Origin of the sequence: Halomonas sp. ANAO-440, assembly GCF_019915905.1 — a bacterium.
Lineage (GTDB): Bacteria > Pseudomonadota > Gammaproteobacteria > Pseudomonadales > Halomonadaceae > Halomonas > Halomonas chromatireducens.
On the sequence record NZ_JAHXBV010000046.1, the window covers coordinates 25,841 to 51,518 of the forward strand.

Here is a 25,678-nt window from a genome sequence, read left to right on the forward strand (position 1 = left end):
ATGAAAAGTGGGATCGTCGAAGTGACGCTGCTGACCGCACCATGGGCGGCCAGTGGATCGAATGACGTCAGTTGCCGACGCGGGTGATCTTGCCGACCTGTGGCAGGTTGCGGATACGCTTGATGATACGGGCGAGATGCACACGGTTATGCACCGCCAGGGTCAAGTGGACGATGGAGAGTCGTACGTCGCGCTCCTCGATGCCGATGCGCTCGATATTGGCATCGGCATCGGTGACCAGGCTGGCCAGTTCGGCAACCAGGCCACGGCGGCTCTCGATTTCCAGTCGCAGGGCCACGGGGAAGTCCTCGTCGATATCGGCGGACCACTCCAGGGCGAGCAGCTTGTCGGGGTCGCTCTTCAGCTCATCGAGATTACGGCATTCGGTGCGGTGTACCACGATCCCTTTGCCCACCGAGAGGTGTCCGATCACCGGGTCGCCGGGCAGCGGGTGACAGCAGCGGGCAAACTTGATCACCATGCCTTCGGCACCGCTGATCACGATGGGACCGTGGGGCTGTAGGGAGCGCGGGCTGTCGTCGGCTTTGTCGCCGTGGAGGGCATCGACCAGGTGCCTGGCCACCACATAGGCCACCCGTGTCCCCAAGCCGATGGCCTCCAGCAGGCTATCCTCCTGCTTGAGCGACAGGTCGTCCAGCACCTGAGGCAGGACATGCTCCGGTAGCTCCTCCAGGCTGGTCTCGAATTCGCTCAGAGCCTTGTTGAGCATCCGTCGGCCCAGTTGCACGGCTTCGGTATGCTGCTGGTGCTTTAGCGCATGGCGGATCGCCGAGCGTGCCTTGGCGGTAACCACGAAATTGAGCCAGGCGAGATTGGGTTTGGCGCCGGGAGCAGTGATGATCTCTAGCGTCTGGCCGCTTTCCAGGCGGGTGGAGAGCGGAGCCAGGTGACGATCGATGCGACACGCGATGCAGTTATTGCCGATGTCGGTGTGTACCGCATAGGCGAAGTCGATGACCGTGGCGCCCTGGGGCAGCTCCATGATGTCGCCGCGGGGCGTGAAGACATAGATGTCGTCGGGAAACAGGTCGTTCTTGACGTGCTCGATGAACTCCAGCGAGTCGCCGGCGTGGCGCTGCATTTCGAGCAGGCCCTTGACCCACTCCCGGGCGCGGGCGTGGCTGCCTTCGGCGATGGGGTGATCGGTCTGCCCCGCCTTGTAGAGCCAGTGGGCGGCGATGCCGTTGTTGGCCATGGCCTCCATCTCGCGGGTACGGATCTGTACCTCAATCGGCATGCCACCGCTGCCGAACAGGGTGGTATGCAGGCTCTGGTAGCCGTTCGCCTTGGGTATGGCGATATAGTCCTTGAAGCGCCCGGGAACCGGCTTGTAGAGGTTATGCACCACGCCGAGGATGCGGTAGCAGCTGTCGACGTCCTCGGTGATGATACGAAAGCCGAACACATCCATGATCTCGGCGAACGGCTTGCGCTGGTCGCGCATCTTCTTGTAGATGGAAAGCAGGTGCTTCTGGCGACCGATCACTGTGCCGGAGAGTTGTTCGTCATCGAGGCTTTGCTGCAATGCGTTCTGGATCTGGCGGATCGCCGAGCGACGATGACCGCGGGCGCTGGAGACTGCGCGCTTGATGCGCTCGGCACGCATCGGATGCAGTGCCTGAAAGGAGAGGTCCTCGAGCTCCACCCGAATGGTGTTGATGCCCAGCCGGCTGGCGATACGGGCGTAAATTTCAAGGGTCTCGCGGGCGATGCGGCGCTTTTTCTCGGGACGCAGGGCACCCAGGGTGCGCATGTTGTGCAGCCGGTCGGCGAGTTTGACGATAATGACGCGAATGTCCCGCGACATCGCCAGCACCATCTTCTGGAAGTTCTCGGCCTGGGCGACCGCCTTGTCCTCGAAGGTGATCTGGGTCAGCTTGGATACGCCATCGACCAGTTCCGCCACCGGCTTGCCGAACTGTTCGGCAAGCGCTTCCTTGGAGACCCCGGTATCCTCGATCACGTCGTGCAGCATGGCCGACATCAGGCTCTGATGGTCCATATGCATGTTGGCGAGGATATTGGCAACGGCCAGGGGGTGAGTCACGTAGGGCTCGCCTGAACGCCGCCGCTGCCCGTCATGAGCCTGCTCGGCGTAGTAGAAGGCGCGCTTGACCTGCTGGATCTCGTCGGAAGGTAGGTAGCCGCCGAGTCGGTCGGCCAGGTCGTCGATGGTGAACATTAGCGCGCCTTGAGTGCTGGCCTTACTCCTCGATGGCGATGCCCGGTTCGCCTTCATGGCGAATTCGGACCGGTGCCTCGATCGGCTCGTCCAGCACGCTCTTGTCGACCAGGCCGGCGGCAATTTCGCGCAGGGCCATCACGGTGGGCTTGTCGTTTTCCCAGGGCAGCTGGGCGTCGCGGGAGCCGCGAGCGAGTTGGCGAGCGCGCTGGGTGGAGATCATCACCAGCTTGAAACGGTTCTCGACGTTTTCCAGACAATCTTCGACGGTGACACGCGCCATGTAGGTATTCCTGAAAAGCAGTGGATGTCCCCGGCCGCAACCGGAAATTCGAAATGGAACAGGACAGACTAGATTACTCGACGTCCGGCGTCCCTGACAAGCGCCCGTGGCTGGTCAGGACAAGCCACACAGCCGTTATGACAAGCGCCCGGGGCTGGTTATGATAAAAGCGCCGCCAACAGCGGGCCGTGCTCTTTCTGAACCCGGGCAAGGCTCAAGCGTCGGCTGATCACCAGCGACTGCAGTTCGCGCAGGGCGGTGGTGAAATCGTCGTTGACCACCAGGTAGTCGTACTCGTCGTAATGTGACATCTCGCTGACTGCATCGCGCATGCGTCTGGCGATGGTGGCGTGCTCGTCGGTGCCGCGGCTGGCCAGGCGGCGCTCCAGCTCGTCACGGGAGGGCGGCAGGATGAAAATCGATACCGCATCGCGCATCTGCTCGCGTACCTGGCGGGCGCCCTGCCAGTCGATCTCGAGGATCACATCCTGTCCGGCATTGAGCATCACTTCAACCGATGGGCGCGACGAGCCGTAATAGTTGTCGAACACCCGGGCGTATTCGAAGAACTCGCCGCGCTCGATCATTGCCTCGAAGGCCGCCACGTCGACGAAATGGTAGTTCACCCCGTCAACCTCGCCACGGCGTTGTTTCCGGGTAGTATGCGACACCGAGACCTGGATGCCGTCGAGGCTTTCGATCAGCTCTCGCACCAGTGTGGTCTTGCCGGCGCCGGAGGGGGCGGAAATGATGAAGAGCGTACCCTGGGGCATGGTCAGCATCCCTGATTGGCAACTGGGTGGAGCGGCGTGTGCCGTGAGAAAAGTGCGAAGTATCGCATGAATCCGCATCGCGCTGAATCGTGTCGGGTCTTGTGAACTCCTCGAGGCCGATTGATGAAGGCATCTGGAGGGTCCATGAGTCAGCAGCGGAACACCAGCGAATCCTAGAGAGGAGAGGTCCTCTGGTCACGGAGGGGCGTTCCGTCGCCAAGAGCACCACCCCTCAAGCCTGTACCAATGGATATAGCCTAGCTGAATAGCTGCAGGTTGTTTACGTGATAGGGTATTTCGCAGGAAAACATGATACATCAGGGCCGGCTCGATTTTCGATATTGCCTGGGGGATAGCCCTGTCCATGTTTTAAACGCATGATTAAATGCGCTTTGCTCTGAGTATCCCAGCAGCAGCGCAATCTCGGATATGGGAATTGTAGTACTGGTTAAATAGTCCTTGGCCATCTCCTGCTTTACCTCACGAACAATTTCTTGAAACCTGACCCCCTCTGATTTAAGCCGTTGTTGAAGCGTCCTCGAGCTGATGCCAAGATTGCGGGACACCGTGTTTATATCCATATTCAGGGACAGTCCAGGGTGAGAAACTACCGATCTAACCTTCTTTTTCCATGAATCGGGTTCCTGCAGTGCGTCTAGTTGAGTGTCTGCGTACTGAAGCAAGGTAGAGAGCAGAAGTTCGTCTGCGTAGGGAATGGGTGTGTCCAAGGTGGCATTGGCAAACTCAAGGGCTGTGACACTCGAATCGAAATGTACCGGGGCTTTTAACACAGATTCATGTGCCGCGGTGTAGTTCGGAGCGGGCCACGAAAAATACACTGCATTAGGATAAATCGGCTGCTTGCATAGTACATCAAGAATCGTCACGATTGCGGAAAACATGCATTCACACATGTGCCGCATCACAGCTTGATCAGCACCGATGGATAGGTCGGGCACAGTAATGGCCGCGGTGTTGGGTCTCCGTTCCAGTGTCGGATTATAGACATCGGAGCACAGCTCATGATACTGGCAGAAATGTTCCAATGCCTCTCCAACGGTTTTGCTGTTGGCGGTCAATGTTGTCAGAAAGTGCCCGTTAAGATGCTGTACTAAAGCTTTTCCAGCATTAAGGCCAAGGTATTCGTCATCGCTTAAATCCAGTGCTAGCTGCCATATTTCATGGGCCTCCTTTTCCAGCAGCGCGGCTTCTATCGGAAGAGTCGTTGCCCCGGGCTCGCTGATACCCCGGCGTTGCCATTTGTGATACGCACCGATGATTTGTAAAGCAAACCTGGAGTGGTTTTCTTTGAGGGAATGACCCCTCTGGTCCGGCACTTTATCCATGATGGCCATACTCCCTAGATGATATCTCTCCGTGCTTTCGTGAATTATCAAATTTCTTGGCTTGAATATCAATACGGCGTCAGTTCGAGAAAGTAGGCTAGGTAGCAGTTTTCAGCGGAAGATTGCACCTATGAAACCGAAGAGTTGGATGCCGAACGTCGCCGGTTGGACCTTCGACCACCCGCTGGTGAGCCTGCTTATCGTGCTTGGGCTGAGCCTGGTCTTGGGGGTGGGCCTGCTAAGGCTGGAGATGGATTCCAGCAATGAATCCCTATTCCAGACAGGCGACCCAACGCTTCAAGCTTACCAGTCTTTCCAGCGTGAATTTGGCCGCAACGACGTGGTAGTTGTCGCCGTGACCACCGATGAGCCCCGTGCCGCTGCGTTTCTGGGCCAGCTGCAGCAGTTGCATCGTGACCTGGAGGATCGAGTGCCCTGGCTCGACGATGTGACCAGTCTGGTCAATGCGGATTGGATGGCAGCACAGGAAGGTGACGGACTAAGCGTTGGGGATCTGGGCGATTTGTGGCCGGATGAGGGTAGCCTGGAGCAGGCGCGCTGGAATGAAATCGTCACGAGCTCCTTGTACCGGGATACGCTGGTGTCCAGCGATGGGACGATGGTCTTGCTGGTAGTGCGCGCCGTGGCGCAGGCCCCTGATGAGGTTAACCAGACTAATCAACACGATTTCTTCAGCGCCGAGACTCAACCTACAGCCCAAGCAAGAAATGCTGCGGATGAACAGCCACGGTTATCCAGCACTCAATTAAACGAGTTTGCTAGCACAATCCAGGATGTCGTCGCCGAGTACGAAGCGCAGGGCATGCAGGTTCGAGCGGCGGGTGGCCCACTGTTGGACAAGCTGCATCACGATGCCATCCACCATGATGTTGCAGTTCTGATGTCTGCTGCCCTGTTCACAATCATACTGGCGCTTTACGTGCTGTTCAGACGCATCACTGCCGTGGTTATCCCGGTGGCAGTCATTACCCTGGCGCTTGCCAGCACGCTGGGCCTTATGGGCTGGATCGGGATTCCGTTTACGCCTGTTACCCAGGCCCTGCCGGCCCTGTTGTTAATGGCCGGGGTGTTGGATGCCGTGCATTTATTCGGCCTGTTCTATGTAGAGAGGCGCAAAGGTATCGATACGCGCAGCGCAATATTGAGTGCCGTGACGCACAGCGGTATGGCGGTATTGTTCACCAGCTTGACAACGGCAGCAGGATTTCTCGCCTTCACTGTGGCGCGCATGAAGCCCATTGCAGACTTTGGTTGGCTCGCTGCATTCGGGATTATGATTGTATTCGTATATACCCTGGTGCTGTTGCCGGCGTTTATCCGGATCATCCCCGGACGGGTTGCCGCATCAGACAACGCCACTCACACGCTCTGGCCGCGACTGACGGAAAAAATGATGAAGCTGTCGGCCATCGGTGTAAGACATCCATTGAAAGTCCTGATGGTTGTTGCGGTGCTTATCGTCGGGGCTATCCCAGGAGTCATGAAAGTAGAGTTCTCATACGATGTGCTCAACTGGTTTCCCGAAGACACTCCGATAAGGGTCGACACGCTGGCGATCGACGAAAAAATTCAGGCAACAGTGCCGCTGGAAGTGGTTGTGGATACGGGCCAGGAGGACGGCATTCTCACGCCTGAATTCATGACAGCGCTGAGAGAGTTTCAGAATTACTCTGAGTCACTTGACCCAGGGGCGGTGAAAGTGGGTCGGGCTACCTCCATTGTCGACGTTCTGGAAAGAATTCACTCACAGCTGACTAATGTGCCGCCGGGGTCGGTGCTTCCCGAGAGCCAAAATCTGATACATCAGGAGATGCTCCTATACGAAAGTGGCGGTCCTCGAGAGATAACGCGGCTTGTTGATCGCGACTACTCCAAGGCTCGCATAACCCTTCGTCTCGCCTACGCGGATGGGCGTGACATGGTACCTCTGCGCCAAGCAGTTGAAGACAGGGCACAGGAAATTTTCTCAGGGTTGGGAGAGGTGACCGTGACCGGGACCGTGGATCTCGTGGCGACAGGTACTATCGACCTTATTGCAAGCATGACAGATAGCTATTTATTCGCCGCAATCAGCATCAGTTTCATGCTGATCATTCTCTGGAAGTCGATAAAATTAGGTGTCCTTGCCATTATTCCCAATTTCATTGTGATTTATCTGGCTCTTGCAGCCATGGGATACGCGGGTATGGACATTAACTTGATAACGGTGCTCCTGGGCGGCATCGCGTTAGGTCTGGTCGTGGACGATACCGTACACTTGATCAACGGCATACAATACAAATTACGTCGCTCCGGACATTCTCTTGAAAGAGCCGTACGTGAAACGATCAGGGTGATAGCGCCTTTGCTTCTAATCACTAGCGTTGTCCTGGCTGGTGGCTTCTCCCTGTTCTCTCTCTCAATGATGTCGGCATTACAAAGCTTTGGGATTCTTTTGGCTTTTACGATATTGCTGGCTTTTTTATTCGACTTGATTGTGATTCCGGCGATTATGGCGATATTCGCTGCCCGCTCTAATGAGCTCGCTACGCAAGCTGATGGTTTGACACGTGATGACATAGACCAACAAGTTAAATAACATTGGAGTGATGATTGCTATGCTTTTTTTAAAAAATGTAGTTTCAGCCACTTTCATTGCCTTTTTTCTTCCCTTGGCGTTAGGGGTTTCTTCTGGGCTACATGCTGACGAAGAGGGCTTCCAAATAATGACGGATGTTGATAACCGATACCGTGGCGATAGCTGGACCATGGATGTCTATTTGTTATTGACGGATGAAAATGGCAGAGAAAGAGAAAGAAGTCTGCGCATGCTGGGCAAGATGTACGGTGACGACGAACGAACCCTTACCTATGTTCGGGCACCTTCGCGCCTACGAGAAACTGGCATTCTAACCTACGATTGGGCGGACCCCGGACGAAACAATGAGTCCTGGCTTTACCTGCCAGACCTTGGAAGGGTAACTCGCCTGACAACCGCCAACCGTGCGGATTATTTTCTGGGTTCCGATTTTACCTATGGTGACTTGGAAGGTCTCGAAGTGGAGGATTTTTCCTATGAAGTTGACAATGAGCTCAGCAATGATAACGAGGTTGTCGTTATTGCGACACCCAAAAGCCGCGCAATTGTCGATAAATACGGCTATACCAAGGTTCAGTACTGGGTCGACACAGAGAAGGATGTGTACACCAAGGCACAGTACTGGCTAACGAACGAGGGCTGGATAAAATATTACAGTCAATTTGATTTTGAGAAAATTGACGGTGTCTGGCTTTCTGGAAGAGAGCAGATGGTAATGACAAGAAATAATAGGAGGGTGCATTCAACTATTATCACGCGAGGTGAGGTTACGATAAATCCCGATATTCCCGACAATGCTTTTACGACTAATGGCTTGGAGAGGGCTGCAGAATGACCTTGCGAAACTGGGCCGCTGCAATGCTTTTATTTTTCTGGGGGCATGCTGCGGCAGCTGAGGATTTTTTCCAGATAACTGAAGATAAACCCAGCCGCGCTGTTGAAGACACAGGTGGGGGTATCGAATTTTCCGGTGCCCTTACCCATCGTTTTCACTACGCCCTCACTAACCCAAGAGATCAATTTGCTTTTCGTCGTGAAGGTACAGGAGCAGTTTCCAATCGTTACGATCTGCTGCTGGAGACGCGATACAGGAGCGAAAACAACATAAATATGCAGTTGGCTGGACTTGCGAGTTATGATGCGGAGCTGGAGGATACTTCTTATGTGGAAGTGGATCAGTCTTATATCGAATGGGGGCCTACCCCGTCGCTAAATATTAAATCCGGTCGCCAGATAATCTCTCTTGGAGAATCTAATTTTTTTCAGATTGCTGATCGAATCAATCCCGTCGACGAAAGAGCCTTCGGGCTTTCAGAGCTGCGTGAGACACTCTTGCCCGTGGCGGCAACTCGTTTAAGTCATTATCAGTCAAGATGGGGCGTTGATTTGATTGCTCTGCATGAATTCCGCCCTAATCATTATGACGAACCTTATGGTGATTTTGATCCCTATATTGAGTTTCGCGATATGCCCTTGGCGATTCAAGAGAATCGACCCGATGTGAGGCTAACTTCGCCAGATGTGGCCGGTCGTTTTTTCCTATCGCGACCCTGGGGAGATATAGCCATCTTTGCATCTAGGCTGCATAGTCGCGAGGCAAGGCCTACGGCCGTGGGTGAAAATACTCTGAATTTTGACTATTCTGAGCTCACCTTGCTGGGCGCCAGTGCCAATCGCGTCCTCGGTAGCTGGCTGCTTAAAAGTGAGTATGCGTATAGTGATGGAGATCTTTATCTTCGCGATCACGGTGGCGAAAGAGCAGCGCAGGATTCCAGTGCATTATCCGTGACAGGGTCCACGCATCAGTGGATGGTTGGGGGGCGTTATACGGGGGCTCGCAACTTGACCTTGGACCTTGAGCTCTTGAGTTCTCACATTGTCTCAGTGGATGGCCCCTTGGGAGAAGACAGGTCACAGCTCAAGGGGGTCGCTAGTATTGAACGGCAGATGTTGAATGAGAAGCTTGTGGCGAACCTAACCTATATGGGCTGGGAGGACAATCTCGCTTCAATGGTTCGGGTGCGGCTGGATTATGCGCTTCAAGATGACGTTGTCTTGTTTGCGGGCGCGGTAAATTATAGTGCCAGTTCAGAGGATCAAATGCTGGCGCCGTATAGAAATAATGACCGCATGTTTGTAGGGTTTACGCTGAGTTTCTAGCTGTCGAGAGGAGACCACCCACGTAAGTATACGAATACAACGTGAAGACTTGCATGGGTGGGTCTGGCTATCATTCGATATTCTGGATCTGCTCGCGCATCTGTTCGATCAATACCTTGAGCTCCACTGCGCAGCGGGTGGTGTTGGCGACCACTGACTTCGATGACAGGGTATTGGCCTCGCGATTGAGCTCCTGCATCAGGAAGTCGAGCCTGCGTCCCATGGGGCCTTTCTGTTTCAGCTGGCGCTCCACTTCGCTGACGTGGGTCGCCAGACGGTCGAGCTCCTCGTCGACGTCGGCTTTTTGGGCCAGTAGTACCAGCTCGGCCTCGAGGCGCTGAGGGTCGAGCTCGGCCTTGACCGTCTCGAGCCGCTCCAGCAGCTGGGTACGCTGACGCTCCAGTATCGTCGGCATCAGGCGGCGCACCTCGACTACCTGCTCGCGCACGCCGACCAGCCGGTCGCGGATCAGGACGGCAAGTTTCTCGCCCTCCCGTGCCCGTGCCTCGATCAGCTCGTCGAGAGCCGCCTGAAAGAGCGCATTGGCCTCGGCCTTCACCGCGTCCAGGTCCACGCCCTGGGATTCGAGCACGCCGGGATGGTCCAGCAGCGCCAGGGCGTCCGGCATTGGCGACTGGGGAAGGGCGTCGCGTACCTCGCCGAGGGCCTGGGCGAGGGCACTTAGGCGCGAGTGGTTGACCGCCAGCGTCTCACTGGCGCTGGTTGGATCGAAGCGAAGGTTGCACTCTACCTTGCCGCGGCCCAGCCGGGTGCGAAGCGTTTCGCGGAAGGCGGGCTCCAGGTCGCGCAGCGCCTCGGGCAGCCGGAAATGGGGCTCCAGGTAGCGTTGATTCACCGAGCGCAGCTCCAGCTGAAGGCTGCCCCACTCGCCTTCCCGGCTCTGCCGTGCGAAAGCGGTCATGCTGTGAACTCTGCTGCTGCTGTCAGCCATAGCGACTCCCCGATACAGCGAGCTGCGGCCATTCAGCCACAGCGGGTGAAATGTCTGGCAAGGAGTGTACCCGATTCGGTGCGCCGACCGTGTAGAATGGCCGCTTTTCCGCCCTCACCCCCAACCCAAGTATTGAGAGGTAACATGGCTTCTGACCTCAAGCGCTCCAGTGGACGACGGCCCGACCAGCCTCGCGAGATACGGCTCACCCGTGACTACACGCGACATGCCGAGGGTTCCGTGCTGGTGGAGTTCGGCGACACCAAGGTGCTGTGCAACGCCAGCGTGGAAGCCGGGGTGCCGCGATGGCTGCGCGGCAAGAGCCAGGGGTGGGTAACCGCCGAGTACGGGATGCTGCCGCGCGCCACCCATACTCGCGGCGGTCGTGAGGCGGCCCGGGGCAAGCAGGGTGGCCGGACGCTGGAGATCCAGCGCCTGATCGGACGCTCGCTGCGTGCCTCGGTGAACCTTAAGAAGCTGGGCGAATTCACCATTACCGTGGATTGCGATGTCATTCAGGCCGATGGCGGCACCCGCACCGCCTCGATCACCGGCGGCTGCGTGGCGTTGATCGATGCGATCCGCTACCTGCAGCGCGAGAAGAAGATCAAGGGCGACCCCTTCGAGCAGTTGGTCAGCTCGGTGTCGGTGGGTATCGTCAAGGGCGTGCCGGTGGTGGATCTGGATTACCCCGAAGACAGCGGTGCCGATACCGACATGAACGTGGTAATGGCCCAGAAGGGCGGCTTGATCGAAGTGCAGGGCACCGCCGAGGCGGGCACCTTCTCCCGCGCCGAGCTCGACGCCATGCTCGACCTGGCCGAGAAGGCCGGCGCCGATCTCTTCGCCCACCAGCAGGAAGCGCTGGGTATTCGTCGCTAAGGTTATCCCAATGACAAGGGGAACGCTGATTTATGTCGCGAGCGATGAGAGGCTGGCCGCCGCCGGAGCGCAGCTCCCGGAGTGTAGCCCGCTACATGAGGAGAGCGAGCACCGCCGGCGGTCAGGATATCGAGCGCAGCAATAAATCAGTGTTTTCCTAAAGCATTGCGCCGGCCTTGATAGGCCGGCGCAATGCGTTCCGGGCAGGCCCGGCCGCGACGTAAGGGAAAGCGTCAGAGCGTCAGGTCGTACTCGACGAACAGCGGAGCGAACTCGCTGAAGGTAGCGTCGTAGTCGATCCAGGCGTCGGTCACGTGTCGACGCAGATTGGGGCCGACGATCTGGTAGTCGATGCGCCAGCCCTCCTGGCGTGAGCGCGGCTCGTCCTGGTCGAGCTTGGGCCACCATGTATACTCGCCGGCGTCGCGGTTGATCTCGCGGAAGGTATCGATGAAGCCGGTGGGGCCGAACACCTGGTCCATCCAGGCGCGCTCCTCGGGCTTGAAGCCCGGGGTCGCCTGGTTATCCGCCCAGTTTTCCAGATCAATGGTCTTGTGGGCGATGTGCCAGGTGCCGCAGATGATGTACTCGCGGCGCTTGCGGGCCATCTTCGACAGGTATTCCTGATACTGCGCCATGAAGGCCTGCTTGGCGGTGTAGTCACTGCCGTCGGGCATCAGGAAGCTGACGATGCTGAAGCGGTCATAGTCGGCCTGCAGGAAGCGGGCTTCATGGTCGCACTGGGGAAAGCCCAGCCCGTACATGATCGCCTTGGGAATCTTGCGGCAGTAGATACCCACGCCGGAGAAACCGTCCTGCTCGGCATCCAGGAAGTAGCCTTCGTAGCCTTCCGGATAGAGAATACTGTCGTCCAGCTCGAAGCTCTTGGCCTTGAGGTTTTGAACGCAGATGACATCGGCATCCTGTTCGGCCAGCCAGTCGAGGAAGCCTCGGCCGACGGCTTCTCGGATACCGTTGACATTGATGGTGGCAATTTTCATACATGGTCCCTTTGACGTCGCGCGTGTATGATACCCGACGTTTCGACGTTTGGGTAAATGGCCCGCCCTGATAATCGTGTTAGGGCGTAGATTTCATGAATTTCGGGCCTGTACAGAGTGAGGGAAGCGCCGTGTCGGCCAGCATGCAAGCCTACCAGCGACATTTTATCGAATTTGCCATCGAACAGGGCGTCCTGAAGTTCGGTGAATTCACGCTCAAGTCGGGCCGAGTCAGCCCCTATTTCTTCAATGCCGGCCTGTTTCGCAGCGGCCGTGCCCTGGCCCGCCTGGGTCGCTTCTATGCCAGCGCCATCCAGGCGAGCCAGCTGCCGGTGGACGTGCTGTTCGGCCCCGCCTACAAGGGTATCCCCCTCGCTGCCACCACCGCGGTGGCATTGGCCGACCATCATGACCGCGATCTTCCCTTCGCCTTTAATCGCAAGGAGGTCAAGGCGCACGGTGAAGGTGGTAATATCGTCGGTGCCGAGCTGGCAGGACGTATCCTGATCATCGATGACGTCATCACTGCCGGCACCGCCATTCGCGAAGTCATGGCACTGATCGAGGCCGCCGGCGCCCAGGCGGTGGGAGTTGTCATCGCTCTGGACCGGCAGGAGTGCGGTGCGGATGAAGGTGCAGGCAAGCATCAGAGCGCCATTCAGGAAGTCGAGGCACGTTACGGCATGCCGGTCATCAGCATCGTGACGCTGGATATGGTGCTCGCCTACCTGGAAGAGCAGGGCGGCGAGGCGTTCAGCGGCCATGCCGAGGCCATCCGCGACTACCGTGCCCGCTACGGTATCGCTGTCGATTAGTCGTTGTCGATGAGATGTCACCAATAAGGAGCATTCGATGAAAACCCTCACGAGGCAGTTTGCCCTTGCCACCTTCGCGGGCGCCCTTCTGGCAGCGAGCGGGGCGCACGCGGCTTCCGGTAGCCTGGACTTGAACCTGGGCCCGGATGCGGTGCAGTTCGAGGCAAACGGCGAGCTGGCGCATGGTATCAACCTGGGGGGCGGCGTGCTTCACAGCGACTATCGTGACGATGCCACCATTTATCATGCCCAGCTGCTCGGCGTTCAGCGCAATCGTGACCGTGATATCGGCGTGGGCGCGCGCTGGACCCATTACGATACCGATCATGGCAACGGCGGCGGTCTGGGCCTGGGGGGTTATGGCTATGTCTTCCTGCCCCAGATGCCCGATGTCTCGGTGGGCGGCTACGGTTTCTATACGCCCAGCGTGGTGACCAGCAGTGACCTAGACGACGGCTACGAGCTGGGTGTTCGTGCCCGTTATTCCTTTACTCCCAACGTGGATGGCTACGTGGGCCTGCGCCAGGCGGCGGCCGATTTCGACAATGGTCGCGGCAACCGCACCCTGGACCGGGGCGCGCAGGTGGGCGTGCGCCTGAGTTTCTGATACCGGCAATATGCCCTGTATCGGCGGGCCCCTGCGGGGGCCCGCATGCGTTCACACTGGCAGGTCGCCATGCTCGATGTCGTGCTGTACGAACCCGAAATACCGCCCAACACCGGCAACCTGATCCGGCTGTGCGCCAATACCGGCTTCCGGTTGCATCTCATCGAGCCGTTGGGCTTTGTGCTCGACGACAAGCGCCTGCGGCGCGCCGGGCTCGACTACCATGAATGGGCCGCGGTGAGGGTGCATCGCGACTGGCCGGCCTTTCTCGATGCGGTAGCGCCCAAGCGGGTGTTCGCCGTCTCGACCCGGGGCCGCACCGGCTATCATGAGCCGGCCTACCGCGAGGGCGATGCTCTGCTCTTCGGCCCGGAGACCCGCGGCCTGCCACAGGCAATGCTCGATGCGCTGCCCCCCGAGCAGCGTCTGCGCATTCCCATGCTGCCGGACAGCCGCAGCCTCAATCTTTCCAACGCCTGTGCGGTGATCGTCTTCGAGGCCTGGCGTCAGCTGGGCTATCCGGGCGCGCTCGATCTCGCCGGCAAGGAGTGAAGCATGTCGATCAAGCAGCGCCTGGCCAAGCTCAACCCTCGCCAGCAGGAAGCGGTGCGCTATATCGACGGCCCCTGCCTGGTGCTGGCCGGCGCCGGATCCGGCAAGACCAGCGTTATCACCACCAAGATCGCCTACCTGATCCAGGAGTGCGGCATGAGCGCCCGCCGCATCGCCGCGGTGACCTTCACCAACAAGGCCGCCCGGGAGATGAAGGAGCGCGTGGGGACGATGCTCAAGGGCAAGGAGGGCCATGGCCTGACGGTCTCGACCTTCCACACCCTGGGGCTCAACGTCATTCGCGGTGAGCTCAAGGCGCTGGGCTACAAGCCGGGCTTCTCGCTGTTCGACCCCGAGGATGCCAAGGCGCTGCTGCGCGACCTGATGAACAAGGATGCCCAGGTCGACGCCGATCAGATCAACCAGGTCCAGCATCAGATTTCCGCGTGGAAGAACGACCTCATCCTGCCCGGCCAAGCGCTCTCCCATGCCGCCGACGAGAACGAGCAGTATGCCGCCAGGGTCTACGAAGCCTACGTGCGTCACCTCAAGGCGTACAATGCCGTGGACTTCGATGACCTGATCCTGCTGCCGGTGGTGCTGCTGCGCGATAACCCTGACGTGCTGGCACGCTGGCGGCGCAAGATCCACTACATGCTGGTGGACGAGTACCAGGACACCAATGTCTCGCAGTACCTGCTGGTCAAGCTGCTGATGGAAGAGCGCAAGACCTTCACCGTGGTGGGCGACGACGACCAGTCGATCTACGCCTGGCGCGGTGCCCGGCCGGAGAACCTGGTGACCCTGGGCGAGGACTTCCCGCGGCTCAACGTGATCAAGCTGGAGCAGAACTACCGTTCCACCGGCACCATCCTGCGGGCGGCCAACACCCTGATCGCCAACAACCCCCACGTCTACGAGAAGACCCTGTGGTCGGAGATGGGCCAGGGGGCGGCGATTCGCGTGGTGGTCAACCGCCACGAGGAGGCCGAGTCCGAGCGGGTGGCCAGCGAGATACTCACCCGGCGCATCAAGGAGCGGGCGGAGTGGCGCGACTTCGCGGTGCTCTATCGGGGCAACTTCCAGGCGCGGCTGCTCGAGCTCAAGCTGCAGCACTACCAGATTCCCTACAAGCTCTCCGGCGGCACCTCCTTCTTCTCGCGCAACGAGATCAAGGACGCCATGGCCTACCTGCGGCTGCTGATCAATCCGGCCGACGATAACGCCTTCCTGCGTATCGTCAACGTGCCGCGCCGGGAGATCGGCCCCGGCACCCTGGAGAAGCTGGCCAACTACGCCACCGAGCGCGGCGCCTCGCTGTTCGCCGCCTGTCACGAGCTGGGCCTGGAGCAGCAGCTTCCGGCCCGGGCGGTGGAGCGCCTGGGGCGCTTCACCCACTTCATCGACGGCGTGCGCCGCCGGATGGACGGCGGGGATGCGATTGCCGCCATCCGCAGCATGCTGCACGAGATGGACTACGAGGCATGGCTCTACCAGAACGCCAGCGCGCCGACCATCGCCGAGAAGCGCATGGGCAATGTCTGGATCCTCATCGACCAGCTCGAAAAGTCGATGCGGACCGACCCTGAAGACATCAGCCCGGAAGAGAGCACCGCCAGCGAGGAAACCGAGACGGATACGGTGGAAGCCGCCATCTCTCGGTTGGTGCTGCGTGACATCCTCGAGCAGCAGGCCGAGGAGGACGACACCGACAAGGTACAGCTGCTGACCATGCACGCCTCCAAGGGGCTGGAGTTTCCTCACGTTTACCTGATGGGGCTCGAGGAGGAGCTGCTGCCCCACCGCAACGCCATCGAGGCAGGTACCGTGGAGGAGGAGCGACGCCTCGCCTATGTGGGCATCACCCGCGCGCGACGCACCCTGACGCTGACCCTGGCCCGCCAGCGCAAGGCCTTTGGCGAGCTGATGGACTGCGCCCCCAGCCGGTTCCTCGACGAACTGCCGCAGGAGGATCTGGAGTGGGAAGGCCAGCCCGACCGGGAAGACCCGGAGAAAAAACAGGCGCGGGGCAAGGACGCCATTGCGGGGCTGCGCTCACTGTTAGGCTGAGTTGGGTCGAAGGGAAATGCAAACGGGGCGCCAATGGCGCCCCGTTTGGACTAACGTGACTCGAATCAGCGAGTCGGCTCGACCAGATAGTCGGTAGCCGCGCGCACCTCGTCGTCGGACAGGTTGGCATGGCCACCCTTGGGCGGCATGGCGCCGATGCCGGTGATGGAGTTCTCGTAGAGAGTCTCCATGCCTTTCTCCATGCGCTCGGCCCAGTGGCCTTCATTGCCGCGAATCGGCGCGCCGGCGGCCCCGGTCATGTGGCAGGCCATGCAGGCCTGATTGTAGATCGCCTCGCCGTCGATATCGGCCCATGCTGGCTCGTCATCGACGGGAGCCGCTTCTTCCGTAGCAGCTTCTTCAACGGCTTCGTCTTCGACCGCTTCTTCGGCTGCGACGGCTGCAGCTTCGGCTTCCTCTTCCACCGGACCTTCTTCGGTCACGGCTTCTTCGTCGGCTGCAGCATCCTCGGCGGGTGCTTCGTCAGCTGCCGGCTCCTCATCGGCGGCGGGCGCTTCATCAGCCACCTCTTCGTCACCCACTTCCGGCACGTCCATCACCGGCTCGAGTAGATAGGCGGTAGACGCGGCCACTTCCTCGTCGGAAAGGTTGGGGTTGCCGCCACGGGCTGGCATGGCACCGATGCCGTTGATGGAGTTGGCCAGCAGCTCGTCCCAACCCTTGTCGATGCGGTCTGCCCAGCCGTCCTCGTCGCCGCGAATCGGCGCGCCGGCAGCCCCGGACTCATGGCAGGCCGCACAGACATTGCCATAGATGGATCCACCATCGATGCCGTTCGCGGGTGCATCCCCTTCCGCTTCGCGGGCGGCAGCGGTGCCGCAATCCTCACCCTGCAGGCAGAGGTTGCCGGCAGGCTTCAGGCGCTCGGCAATGGCATCCCGGTCCACTTCGGCATGGACGGACGAGGCGCCCGCGGTCAGGCCCAGGGTGGCCAGACACCCCATGATCAACTTGCTGGATTTCACTCTCACCACCTCCCGACGGTCCTGTAATCGTTATCAGCTCGTGGCGCATCGGCACACGAAAGCCGCGGACACCATGAAGCACACAATGCAGCGTAGTATACCGATAACCCAAACCGCTGGAAAACGCCGTTGCCCATGTCTTTGGCATGAGAGGCGGGCCACGACACGGCTGCGGCTGTCGCAGGGGGCGTCCGGGCGCTTCCTGGCACAGTTCTATGGCCGCTGTGGCCTGCAACAGGGTATCGTGGGCATCCTATCCTGATATGACTCGATGACGACAGGGGCGCGCGTGTACGATTTCACTATCATTGGCGGCGGGATCCTGGGGCTTTCCACTGCCATGCAGCTGATTGAACGCTTTCCTGAGAAGAAGATCGTGCTGCTGGAGAAGGAGGCGGGGCCCGCCCACCACCAGACCGGCCACAACAGCGGCGTGATCCACGCGGGCGTCTACTACGCCCCCGGCAGTCTCAAGGCGCGCTTCTGCCTGGAGGGCAACCGCGCCACTCGCGAATTCTGCGAGCGTCACGCCATCGACTTCGAGATCTGCGGAAAGATGCTGGTGGCGACCAATGGCCAGGAAATGCAGCGTATGGAAGCGCTGTGGGAGCGCACCGCGGCCAATGGGCTGGAGCGGGAGTGGCTTTCGGCCGGGGCGCTCAAGGAGCGCGAGCCCAATATCACCGGCATCGGCGGAATCTTCGTTCCCTCCAGCGGCATCGTCAATTACGCGCGGGTCGCCGAGGCCATGGCGACCGAATTCGAGCGCCACGGCGGCCAGATCCGCTATGGCCATGACGTGACGGCGCTTGCCGAGCGAACCGGTGAGGTGATTGTCACCACCTCCCAAGGAGAGTTCAACAGCCGCTACCTGGTGAGCTGTTCGGGATTGATGGCCGACCGGGTCGTGCGCCTGCTGGGCCGGAACCCGGGCTTCACCATCTGCCCGTTTCGCGGCGAGTACTACCGTTTGCCCGACAGGCACAGCGGAATCGTCAACCATCTCATCTACCCCATTCCCGACCCCTCCATGCCCTTTCTGGGCGTACACCTCACCCGCATGATCGATGGCTCGGTGACGGTGGGACCCAATGCGGTACTGGCACTGAAGCGGGAAGGGTATCGCAAGAGCGATTTCTCGCTGCCCGACATGGCACGCATGTTCACCAATCCGGGAGTGCTAAAGGTTCTGGGCCGCAACCTGAAGCCGGGCCTCGCCGAGATGAAGAACTCGCTGTTCAAGAAGGGCTACCTTGCGGAGGTGCGCAAGTACTGCCCCAGCCTGACCCTGGAAGACCTCGAGCCCTGGCCCGCCGGGGTGCGTGCCCAGGCGGTTTCCCGGGACGGTCGACTGATCGACGACTTTCTGTTCGTGAACACCCGCCGTACGGTGAATGTCTGCAACGCCCCTTCGCCGGCGGCCACTTCGGCCATTCCCATCGGACACCATATTCTGGAAAAGGTCAGCGAGATGGTGCAGTCCACCTGAGTTTCACGGCACCTCATATCTCGCCGTGGGCGATAACGTACGCTTGCAGCAGCGCAACACGGGGGACGCCAAATGATCAGGCACGCAACCGCACGCTGGCGCCCTTGGGTTCGTCGCGATGGTCACCTGGCCCTGGTCGTGGCCATCCTGCTGGTCTGGTCAGTGGTTGGCTCCGGCATTGCCAGCATGCTGTTGCTCCCGGCCTGGGTCATCACGACCCAGCTGATATTTGCCGGCAGCCTGGAGACGGCACGGCTCAGGCGGCGAGCCTGGCTGGGCCAGTACCTCCAGGCAGCCTCACCTTGGCATCGCTGGCTGCGAGGCGGGCTGGTGATGATTGGCTGGCATCAGCTGCTGGGTATCCTGCTGGCCCTGCTGCTATTGGTGAAACTACGCCTGCTCTCGCCGGTCTACTGGCCTGTGCTGTTGATTGGCGTAGCGGGGCTGATTTGGCTGCGCTCCGTCATGCGTCGTCGCCTGGCGCGCCACGTCATCGCCGAGTATCTGCCGGCGGTGACGCGACGACTGCAGGCCTGGCCGCTGGGCCTGCTGTTGACGGTGTTGCTGGTGCTGCTGGCACTGTGGCTGCCCCAGCACTACCTGGTGGGGCTGGGCTGGGATGAGGCGCTGATGCGCCATGTGCCCGCCGATGGCCATGATTCCCTGCTGGGGTTCTTCGAGCGGCTGGCCAGGGCACTTGAGGTCACCCAGTACTGGGCAATGCAGAATGCCACCGAGCGAGGCGAGCTAAGCGAAAGCCTGGCTCTGGTGGGCTGGCTGCTGCTGTTGCTGGTGCAAAGCGCCTTCGCCTGGGCCTACGTGCGTTTGCTGATGGGGGCCGAAACACTGCGCGAGGCCACCCTGGAGGCCCTGCCGATGAAGAGAGGGAAGGAGCGCGAATGACTGCACCGCGGGAGAGCGCCGGCTTGGGAGCTGCCGTAAGTCTACCTGCGGCTCGGTGGTGGCGGGCGCGTGGCTGGCAACCGTGGGGCGTCTCCCTGCTGCTGGTTGTGCTGCTGATGGTGGCGCTTACCCAGGGGTACCGTGCCCTGCAGGACCGAAGCGACGCCCCGCTGTTCCGGGTCGTGGTCAGCGGTGAAACCCTGATCCTGGATGCAGAGACCCATGCCGCCTTCGGCCGGGAGCTTGCCGAGCTCACTCAGGCTGCGCACCCCCGGTTGCTGCAGGAGATGCAGCTCTGGATCGACGAGCGGGTCGATGCCAGCTTTGCCCCCCTGGAAGCGGCCGTGCCGGCTTATCTCGACTGGTACTTCTCGCTCCGGGGTAGCTATCACAGGTTGGGTGTCGCCATTGTTGGCGATCTGGACGAATGGCTCGAAGCGCAGCTCACCGAGCGACTCATCGAGGAGAGCGGCTTCGCATCGGCACTGGCTGAGCTTCAGGCGGATTTCCCGACCCAGCTGGCATTGACCCACCAGGTCCTGGTGGAGGATATCGGCCGGACGCTGCACGCCCGCTTCGCCGACCGCCAGGCTGCGGGAACCTCGGACAGCGCCGATGCGATTCACACTATCGATCTCGACCTGTCGCTGAGCCAGGCCTTCCAGGGGCAATGGGATACGGCCCGCTGGGGCACGGCCGGGGCAGGTGCAGTGGTGGGCTTTGTCACCAGTCGCGTTCTTGTCCAGCGGCTCGCCTCCGGTGCCGCCGCAAGAGGCGCACGTGTGGTGGCCGGCAGGGTCGTGGCGCGGCTGGGGGTCCATGGCGCTCGCTCGTTGGCGGCCGGCGGCACTGCGGCGGTTGCCACCGCACCCACCGGGCCGGGCGCGTTGCTGACCGGGGCTGCGGTGGCATTGGCCGGCTTCGCCGGTACGGAGTACGCCCTGCTAAAGGCCGAAGAGGCGCTATACCGCGCCGAGATGGCGGTGGAACTCGAAGCCGAGGTGACCCGGGCCAAGGCCGAGGTGAAGGGGATGCTCGAGAGCGGCACGACGGGCAGCGCCACCGTGCTCGAGCAGCAGCTCGAAGTGGCGACGCGTCGCGCCGAGGCGTCCGGCGGGGTGAGTGAGCGGTACCGTATCGTCGGGGGCGACGGATAACGACGGCTGCGGGACGACCAGGCTGGACAGTCCGGGCGCTGACGGTTACGATGTTGCCGCTTCATAGCAAGCAAGCGCCCATAGCTCAGCTGGATAGAGTACTGCCCTCCGAAGGCAGGGGTCGTAGGTTCGAATCCTACTGGGCGCGCCAATAACATCAGCAAAAACGGTCACTTAGCTTCTAACGGCGGTGGCCGTTCTTGTCTCTTTCCGAGCACTGAGCTCGCTCAGCTTGGATTTGCCTGATTTAAGGTGCCCGGATACTGTCGGTTTACCTCGAGCAGCCCCTGGGCTCAGCGCCACCGCGCATAATGCCAGCCCCACGGAAGCAAGGAAGATTCGCACGCTAGTCGAATCCTTGGTGGTGATAGCCAAGAGCAAGGCTATTGTTCCAAGTGCTAGTGCAAAGATGAATTTCATAACATTTCCTGATTACGCATATTAGTCAGCTATCGCGCGGCTCGGAGCGATATCGATCCTCCATGTATTTAATTTGATATTTCATGACATCAACACCTGTCTACTGGCAGAAGTAACTCACCTGCCGCTTTACTGGTGTTGTTCATAAACAGGTTGGGCGTTGCTTAAAGCAGCCGGAGACTCAGTCAAGATAGGCGGAAATTGCGTCCATGTAAGATAGTTGAATCCGCGCCCGTTCGCCCCAGAAATCCAGGGCTTCAGCATCAAGCGAGGTTGATTTAATTTGCACGAAAGAACTGGCTTTAAGGTTCATGGTTTTCATGAGTGTTGCTCCCAATAGGTTTGTATTATCACGCCTCTAGCGCTGAGCGCCACATCCTGTGTAGGCACTTCCTTTGCCACGCTCAACCGAGGATGGACCTTATGGCACTCACTCACTGTGCGCTGGCGAACGCAGCGTTGTGGAATCGCGCGTATATAATGGGATCGATGCCTCTACTACTCCAAGAATATCTTCGAAGTAGGCTCACTATGACATCGTCCGGCGTGCCCTGGGCGTGGCGAGGTGCCTACCCCGGTAATGGAGCCTCTTTCACCGTGGAATGCCCACCTCAGGTGGCGCTTCGGTGATCGTAAATGCCCCCAGCTCCCCCCCAAGCCTATGAAATGCCGGGGCATTGCTATGGCCAATGGGCCGATTTGCACTAGTGATTGGTGTTGTCTCCTCCCGCTGGCCATATTCGTCCGTACAGCAGAAAAGCACGCCATGAAGCAATTCAGGCTGGGTCAAAACCCCGCGACGCAGGTCGCTTGAGGACGAAGGAGACAACAAGATGCAACTTCCATCGCTGATCGAGATTCCCAACGGGCAAAAGGTTTTTCCCACCTTCTCGGACGCCGAGATGCAAGGAAGGCTGGCGCGCCTCAGGAAGGCCATGGCAGCCAATGATATCGACGCTGTGGTGATGACGTCATATCACAACATCAACTACTTCAGCGATTTCGTCTATTGCAAGTTTGGGCGTGACTATGGCCTTGTCGTCACGCAAGACCGCTTCACGACCGTCACCGCCAATATCGACGGCGGCCAGCCTTGGCGGCGCAATCGCCTGGGCGACAATATCGTTTATACCGACTGGCAAAAGGACAACTTCTTCAAGGCGGTCAAGCAGCTCTGCGAAGGCCGCCGCCGGGTCGGCGTCGAGTTCGATCACCTGACGCTGCAGAACCAGCAGAAGTTCCTGGCGGCCCTGGGTGAGGTGGAGCTGGTGGATATCGGCATGCCGACCATGCAGATGCGCATGATCAAGTCTGCCGAGGAGATCGCACTGATTCGCCAGGGCGCGCGTGTTGCCGACGTGGGTGGCGTGGCCGTGCGCGATGCCATTACCGCTGGCGTGCCGGAATACGAAGTGGCGCTGGCGGGCCAGGCTGCCATGGTGCGCGAGATCGCCAAGACCTATCCGAACAGCGAGCTGATGGATACCTGGGTCTGGTTCCAGTCGGGCATCAACACCGACGGCGCCCACAATCCGGTGACCAGCCGTCGCGTCCAGCCCGGCGACATTCTGAGCCTGAACACCTTCCCGATGATCTCGGGCTACTATACCGCTCTGGAGAGGACCCTGTTCTGCGAACACGCCTCCGATGAGCACCTGCGGCTGTGGGAGGCAAACTGCGAGGTCCACCGCCGGGGCCAGGAGCTGATCAAGCCCGGGGTGCGCTGCTGCGACATCGCCCATGAGCTCAACGACATCTTCGCCAAGCATGACCTGCTCCAGTACCGCACCTTCGGCTACGGCCATTCCTTCGGTACCCTGAGCCACTACTATGGCCGTGAGGCGGGCCTGGAACTGCGCGAGGATATCGAGACGGTGCTCGAGCCCAACATGGTCGTCTCCATGGAGCCCATGATCATGGTGCCGGAAGGGCGTCCGGGGGCCGGCGGCTACCGCGAGCACGACATCCTGGTGGTCAACGAGCATGGGGCCGAGAACATCACCGGCTTCCCGTATGGGCCGGAGCACAACATCATCAAGTAATTGAGCGAGGGGGCCTCTGGCCCCCTTTCTGCGTATAAGAATAAAAGAAAATATAGGAGTCTGGATATGGTCCTGCACTCGGGCCCCTTCAAAGGGGTGAATCCGCTGGTCTCTCTGGTGTCTGTCGCCCTCATAGCGGCCTTCATCGCTCTCGCCATCCTCTTCCCTCAAACGACCACCGAGCTGATCGACCGGGGAAGAACCTATGTGACCTTCTACTTCAACTGGTGGTATGTCGGGCTTGCAGCGAGCTTTCTCATTTTTCTTGTTGCCCTGGCGTTCAGCAAGTATGGACGACTCAAGCTGGGCGCTGACGATGACAAGCCGGAGTTCGGCTACTTCACCTGGTTTGCCATGCTCTACGCGGCCGGGCAGGGCATCGGCATCATCTTCTGGTCCATTGCCGAGCCGATCATGCACCTCTCCCACGGGACCCCCTTCTCGTCGGCGGTGGGCAACGGCGAGGCAGCCGATGTGGCGATGCGCCTTGCCTACTTCCACTGGGGGCTAAATGCCTGGGCCATCTACTGTATCGTTGCTCTCAGCCTGGCGCTGATGGCCTATCGCTACGGAAAACCGCTCAGCATTCGCTACACGCTCTATCCCATCCTTGGAGAGCGAGTCAATGGCTGGATTGGTAACCTCATCGATATCATTGCTGTCTTTGCCACCCTGTTCGGCATTGCTACCTCTCTGGGGCTTGGCGTACAGCAGATCAATGCTGGGCTTAACTATCTGTGGGGTGTGCCTGTCAGTAGCCTGGTACAGGTTACGCTGATTGCCGGCATCACCGTGCTGGCACTGATTTCGGTACTGACGGGCCTGAAGCGGGGTATCAAGTATCTCTCCCAGGCTAACATGTGGCTGACCTTCCTGCTGCTGGCCTTCTTCTTCATCTTTGGCCCGACCCGCTACATCATCGGCGGCTTCCTGGACTCCATGGGTGACTACCTGAGAACGGTGATACCCCTGAGCTTCTATACCGGCAGCAACGCTACGGCTGCCAATGGGGGCGACTCCTGGCAGGACTCCTGGCAAGGCTGGTGGACCGTCTTCTATTGGGGGTGGTGGATGTCCTGGGCACCGTTCGTCGGGGTCTTCGTGGCGCGTGTCTCCAAGGGAAGGACCATCCGAGAGTTCATCTTTGGCGTGGTAGGTGTCTCGTCACTACTCTCGTTTGTCTGGCTGTCTGCCTATGGAGGCACGGCCATCTATCAAGAGCTCTTCGGCAGCGGGGGAATTTCCGATGCGGTCGCCAATGATGTCTCCCTTGCGCTCTATGCCACTTTCTCGGCGATGGACTTGGGCATTCTCGGGGTCTTGGCCGGGTTCTTCGGCACGGTACTGGTGGCAACCTATTTCATAACCTCATCCGACTCGGGCACCCTGGTCATCACCACCATACTCAGCGAAGGTGCCCCGCATCCGCTGGCACGGCACCGCATCTTCTGGGGCGTCACGGAAGGAGCCATAGCCGCCGTACTGCTTCTGGTGGGGGGCACCTGGGCATTGTCGACCCTGCAGACGGCAGCCATCCTCTCGGCGCTTCCCTTCTCGATCATCATGGTGCTGATGGCCTACTCGATCCTGCGAGCCGTTCAGCAAGACAGCTACTTTCTCGAGCAGCATGCGCTAACGTCCGCTGCGGAGGCAAAGATCTGATGAATAGCGTCAAGATAGCGGAAATGGACTGGGTAACCTATCGCGACACGGTGGGGCAGGGTACCTGCAAGATCCTGCTGCCCGTTGGTGCCATCGAGCAGCATGGGCCCCATATGTCGTTGAACCCTGATGTGCTGATCCCGGAGCATATTGCCTGCCGGGTGGCCGAACGAAGTGGCAACATGCTGGTTGCCCCGCCCATCGCCTATGGCTACAAGTCCCAGGTCAAGTCGGGTGGAGGAAACTTCTTTCCAGGCACCACCTGCGTGAGTGGCCGCGCCCTGGAGGAGTACGCCTATGACGTGATCCTCGCGTTCATGGCGCACGGGAACCGTGAGTTCATCGTCCTCAACGGCCACTACGAGAATTCGATGTTCCTGGTGGAGGCCGCCGACCGTGCCGTGAAACATGCCAGACTCGCCGGCATCGAGATCAAGGTCGTGCTGCTCTCCTACTGGGACTTCATCAACGAGGCCACCATCGAGAAAGTCTTTCCGGACGGGTTCTCGGGCTGGGCGGTCGAACACGGGGGCGTGCTCGAGACCTCGATCATGCTCAAGATCCATCCCGACCTGGTGGACATGTCGAAGGCCGTGGATATTGCACCGGCCGAGTTCCCACCCTATGACGTCTTCCCGCCCGACCCCAGTTGGGTGCCGAGTTCGGGAACCCTGTCATCACCGGCGAAAGCAACGGCCGAGAAAGGCGGATGGATACTCGATGAGTGCATAGAGAAGATTTCTCGAACCTTCGGTTAAGCCACAGGCACTGCCAGC

Annotated in this window: 22 protein-coding genes and 1 tRNA gene; 15 read left to right on the forward strand and 8 right to left on the reverse strand. The window is 59.8% G+C overall.

Annotation, left to right across the window (positions count from 1 at the left end):
• Positions 1-67: 67 nt before the first annotated feature.
• The 4 genes from KZO25_RS19165 to KZO25_RS19180 all read right to left on the reverse strand — a co-directional run bounded on the left by KZO25_RS19165 (position 68) and on the right by KZO25_RS19180 (position 4,605).
• Positions 68-2,203, reverse strand: coding sequence for a RelA/SpoT family protein (locus tag KZO25_RS19165; protein WP_066449051.1), 2,136 nt, complete (start codon positions 2,201-2,203; stop codon positions 68-70).
• Between the two features lie 22 nt (positions 2,204-2,225).
• Entirely contained in the window at positions 2,226-2,486 is a 261-nt protein-coding gene (rpoZ, locus tag KZO25_RS19170; RefSeq protein WP_066449048.1) for a DNA-directed RNA polymerase subunit omega, read from the reverse strand.
• A gap of 158 nt (positions 2,487-2,644) precedes the next feature.
• Positions 2,645-3,259 (reverse strand): guanylate kinase, encoded by a 615-nt coding sequence (gene gmk / locus KZO25_RS19175; protein ID WP_066449045.1) that lies wholly within the window; start codon positions 3,257-3,259, stop codon positions 2,645-2,647.
• A 317-nt stretch (positions 3,260-3,576) separates the two neighbouring features.
• Entirely contained in the window at positions 3,577-4,605 is a 1,029-nt protein-coding gene (locus KZO25_RS19180) for an AraC family transcriptional regulator (protein ID WP_223138144.1), read from the reverse strand.
• 130 nt (positions 4,606-4,735) lie between these two features.
• Here KZO25_RS19180 and KZO25_RS19185 point away from each other — a divergent pair, with 130 nt between their 5' ends.
• From KZO25_RS19185 to KZO25_RS19195, 3 genes are read left to right on the forward strand one after another with little or no spacing between them, the layout of a single operon-like run.
• Positions 4,736-7,204 carry an efflux RND transporter permease subunit gene (locus tag KZO25_RS19185; RefSeq protein ID WP_223138145.1) on the forward strand — a complete coding sequence of 823 codons (2,469 nt, stop codon included), beginning with the start codon at positions 4,736-4,738 and terminating at the stop codon, positions 7,202-7,204.
• 19 nt (positions 7,205-7,223) lie between these two features.
• Complete coding sequence (locus tag KZO25_RS19190) at positions 7,224-8,039, forward strand: outer membrane lipoprotein-sorting protein (protein WP_223138146.1); 816 nt, start codon at positions 7,224-7,226, stop codon at positions 8,037-8,039.
• Entirely contained in the window at positions 8,036-9,364 is a 1,329-nt protein-coding gene (locus KZO25_RS19195; RefSeq protein WP_223138147.1) for a DUF1302 domain-containing protein, read from the forward strand. The genes KZO25_RS19190 and KZO25_RS19195 overlap by 4 nt, the downstream gene beginning before the upstream one ends.
• 70 nt (positions 9,365-9,434) lie before the next feature.
• Here KZO25_RS19195 and KZO25_RS19200 read toward each other — a convergent pair whose 3' ends face one another.
• On the reverse strand, positions 9,435-10,286 hold the full coding sequence (locus KZO25_RS19200) for a YicC/YloC family endoribonuclease (RefSeq protein WP_410505427.1): 852 nt from the start codon (positions 10,284-10,286) through the stop codon (positions 9,435-9,437).
• Between the two features lie 174 nt (positions 10,287-10,460).
• Between KZO25_RS19200 and rph the strand changes: the two genes are divergently transcribed.
• Positions 10,461-11,198: a ribonuclease PH gene (rph, locus tag KZO25_RS19205; RefSeq protein ID WP_223138149.1), complete on the forward strand. Its 738-nt coding sequence runs from the start codon at positions 10,461-10,463 to the stop codon at positions 11,196-11,198.
• A gap of 233 nt (positions 11,199-11,431) precedes the next feature.
• Here the strand turns inward: rph and KZO25_RS19210 are convergent, their stop codons facing one another.
• Positions 11,432-12,199, reverse strand: a complete 768-nt coding sequence (locus KZO25_RS19210) for an exodeoxyribonuclease III (RefSeq protein WP_223138150.1) — start codon at positions 12,197-12,199, stop codon at positions 11,432-11,434.
• 143 nt (positions 12,200-12,342) lie between these two features.
• Between KZO25_RS19210 and pyrE the strand changes: the two genes are divergently transcribed.
• The 4 genes from pyrE (at position 12,343) to rep (ending at position 16,243) form a co-directional block, all read left to right on the forward strand.
• Positions 12,343-13,014, forward strand: coding sequence for an orotate phosphoribosyltransferase (gene pyrE / locus KZO25_RS19215; protein WP_223138181.1), 672 nt, complete (start codon positions 12,343-12,345; stop codon positions 13,012-13,014).
• A gap of 37 nt (positions 13,015-13,051) precedes the next feature.
• Entirely contained in the window at positions 13,052-13,621 is a 570-nt protein-coding gene (locus KZO25_RS19220) for a YfaZ family outer membrane protein (RefSeq protein WP_066444421.1), read from the forward strand.
• A gap of 69 nt (positions 13,622-13,690) precedes the next feature.
• The gene (gene trmL, locus KZO25_RS19225) at positions 13,691-14,173 is read left to right on the forward strand and encodes a tRNA (uridine(34)/cytosine(34)/5-carboxymethylaminomethyluridine(34)-2'-O)-methyltransferase TrmL (RefSeq protein ID WP_066452173.1); all 483 of its coding nucleotides are present in this window, start codon (positions 13,691-13,693) and stop codon (positions 14,171-14,173) included.
• A gap of 3 nt (positions 14,174-14,176) precedes the next feature.
• Positions 14,177-16,243, forward strand: a complete 2,067-nt coding sequence (gene rep, locus KZO25_RS19230) for a DNA helicase Rep (protein ID WP_223138151.1) — start codon at positions 14,177-14,179, stop codon at positions 16,241-16,243.
• Between the two features lie 65 nt (positions 16,244-16,308).
• Here the strand turns inward: rep and KZO25_RS19235 are convergent, their stop codons facing one another.
• Positions 16,309-17,229 (reverse strand): c-type cytochrome, encoded by a 921-nt coding sequence (locus KZO25_RS19235; RefSeq protein WP_316935927.1) that lies wholly within the window; start codon positions 17,227-17,229, stop codon positions 16,309-16,311.
• Positions 17,230-17,518: 289 nt separating this feature from the next.
• Here KZO25_RS19235 and lhgO point away from each other — a divergent pair, with 289 nt between their 5' ends.
• From lhgO to KZO25_RS19255, 4 genes are all read left to right on the forward strand, one after another.
• Complete coding sequence (lhgO, locus tag KZO25_RS19240) at positions 17,519-18,718, forward strand: L-2-hydroxyglutarate oxidase (protein ID WP_223138152.1); 1,200 nt, start codon at positions 17,519-17,521, stop codon at positions 18,716-18,718.
• A gap of 72 nt (positions 18,719-18,790) precedes the next feature.
• Positions 18,791-19,621 (forward strand): hypothetical protein, encoded by an 831-nt coding sequence (locus KZO25_RS19245; RefSeq protein WP_223138153.1) that lies wholly within the window; start codon positions 18,791-18,793, stop codon positions 19,619-19,621.
• Entirely contained in the window at positions 19,618-20,778 is a 1,161-nt protein-coding gene (locus tag KZO25_RS19250) for a hypothetical protein (RefSeq protein ID WP_223138154.1), read from the forward strand. The genes KZO25_RS19245 and KZO25_RS19250 overlap by 4 nt, the downstream gene beginning before the upstream one ends.
• Positions 20,779-20,852: 74 nt before the next feature.
• Positions 20,853-20,929 (forward strand) — tRNA-Arg (locus KZO25_RS19255).
• 450 nt (positions 20,930-21,379) lie between these two features.
• Here KZO25_RS19255 and KZO25_RS19260 read toward each other — a convergent pair.
• Positions 21,380-21,520, reverse strand: a complete 141-nt coding sequence (locus KZO25_RS19260) for a hypothetical protein (protein ID WP_223138155.1) — start codon at positions 21,518-21,520, stop codon at positions 21,380-21,382.
• 511 nt (positions 21,521-22,031) lie between these two features.
• Between KZO25_RS19260 and KZO25_RS19265 the strand changes: the two genes are divergently transcribed.
• The 3 genes from KZO25_RS19265 (at position 22,032) to KZO25_RS19275 (ending at position 25,660) form a co-directional block, all read left to right on the forward strand.
• On the forward strand, positions 22,032-23,240 hold the full coding sequence (locus KZO25_RS19265; protein WP_223138156.1) for a M24 family metallopeptidase: 1,209 nt from the start codon (positions 22,032-22,034) through the stop codon (positions 23,238-23,240).
• Between the two features lie 66 nt (positions 23,241-23,306).
• Complete coding sequence (locus tag KZO25_RS19270; RefSeq protein WP_223138157.1) at positions 23,307-24,902, forward strand: BCCT family transporter; 1,596 nt, start codon at positions 23,307-23,309, stop codon at positions 24,900-24,902.
• Complete coding sequence (locus tag KZO25_RS19275; RefSeq protein WP_066444366.1) at positions 24,902-25,660, forward strand: creatininase; 759 nt, start codon at positions 24,902-24,904, stop codon at positions 25,658-25,660. The genes KZO25_RS19270 and KZO25_RS19275 overlap by 1 nt, the downstream gene beginning before the upstream one ends.
• Positions 25,661-25,678 lie beyond the last annotated feature (18 nt).

Excerpts from the sequence above, each read along its gene's own strand:
- KZO25_RS19165 (WP_066449051.1), bottom strand. The coding sequence starts at position 2,203 with ATGTTCACCATCGACGACCTGGCCGACCGACTCGGCGGCTACCTACCT.
- rpoZ (WP_066449048.1), bottom strand. The coding sequence starts at position 2,486 with ATGGCGCGTGTCACCGTCGAAGATTGTCTGGAAAACGTCGAGAACCGT.
- gmk (WP_066449045.1), bottom strand. The coding sequence starts at position 3,259 with ATGCCCCAGGGTACGCTCTTCATCATTTCCGCCCCCTCCGGCGCCGGC.
- KZO25_RS19180 (WP_223138144.1), bottom strand. The coding sequence starts at position 4,605 with ATGGATAAAGTGCCGGACCAGAGGGGTCATTCCCTCAAAGAAAACCAC.
- KZO25_RS19185 (WP_223138145.1), top strand. The coding sequence starts at position 4,736 with ATGAAACCGAAGAGTTGGATGCCGAACGTCGCCGGTTGGACCTTCGAC.
- KZO25_RS19190 (WP_223138146.1), top strand. The coding sequence starts at position 7,224 with ATGCTTTTTTTAAAAAATGTAGTTTCAGCCACTTTCATTGCCTTTTTT.
- KZO25_RS19195 (WP_223138147.1), top strand. The coding sequence starts at position 8,036 with ATGACCTTGCGAAACTGGGCCGCTGCAATGCTTTTATTTTTCTGGGGG.
- KZO25_RS19200 (WP_410505427.1), bottom strand. The coding sequence starts at position 10,286 with ATGACCGCTTTCGCACGGCAGAGCCGGGAAGGCGAGTGGGGCAGCCTT.
- rph (WP_223138149.1), top strand. The coding sequence starts at position 10,461 with ATGGCTTCTGACCTCAAGCGCTCCAGTGGACGACGGCCCGACCAGCCT.
- KZO25_RS19210 (WP_223138150.1), bottom strand. The coding sequence starts at position 12,199 with ATGAAAATTGCCACCATCAATGTCAACGGTATCCGAGAAGCCGTCGGC.
- pyrE (WP_223138181.1), top strand. The coding sequence starts at position 12,343 with ATGCAAGCCTACCAGCGACATTTTATCGAATTTGCCATCGAACAGGGC.
- KZO25_RS19220 (WP_066444421.1), top strand. The coding sequence starts at position 13,052 with ATGAAAACCCTCACGAGGCAGTTTGCCCTTGCCACCTTCGCGGGCGCC.
- trmL (WP_066452173.1), top strand. The coding sequence starts at position 13,691 with ATGCTCGATGTCGTGCTGTACGAACCCGAAATACCGCCCAACACCGGC.
- rep (WP_223138151.1), top strand. The coding sequence starts at position 14,177 with ATGTCGATCAAGCAGCGCCTGGCCAAGCTCAACCCTCGCCAGCAGGAA.
- KZO25_RS19245 (WP_223138153.1), top strand. The coding sequence starts at position 18,791 with ATGATCAGGCACGCAACCGCACGCTGGCGCCCTTGGGTTCGTCGCGAT.
- KZO25_RS19250 (WP_223138154.1), top strand. The coding sequence starts at position 19,618 with ATGACTGCACCGCGGGAGAGCGCCGGCTTGGGAGCTGCCGTAAGTCTA.
- KZO25_RS19260 (WP_223138155.1), bottom strand. The coding sequence starts at position 21,520 with ATGAAAACCATGAACCTTAAAGCCAGTTCTTTCGTGCAAATTAAATCA.
- KZO25_RS19265 (WP_223138156.1), top strand. The coding sequence starts at position 22,032 with ATGCAACTTCCATCGCTGATCGAGATTCCCAACGGGCAAAAGGTTTTT.
- KZO25_RS19270 (WP_223138157.1), top strand. The coding sequence starts at position 23,307 with ATGGTCCTGCACTCGGGCCCCTTCAAAGGGGTGAATCCGCTGGTCTCT.
- KZO25_RS19275 (WP_066444366.1), top strand. The coding sequence starts at position 24,902 with ATGAATAGCGTCAAGATAGCGGAAATGGACTGGGTAACCTATCGCGAC.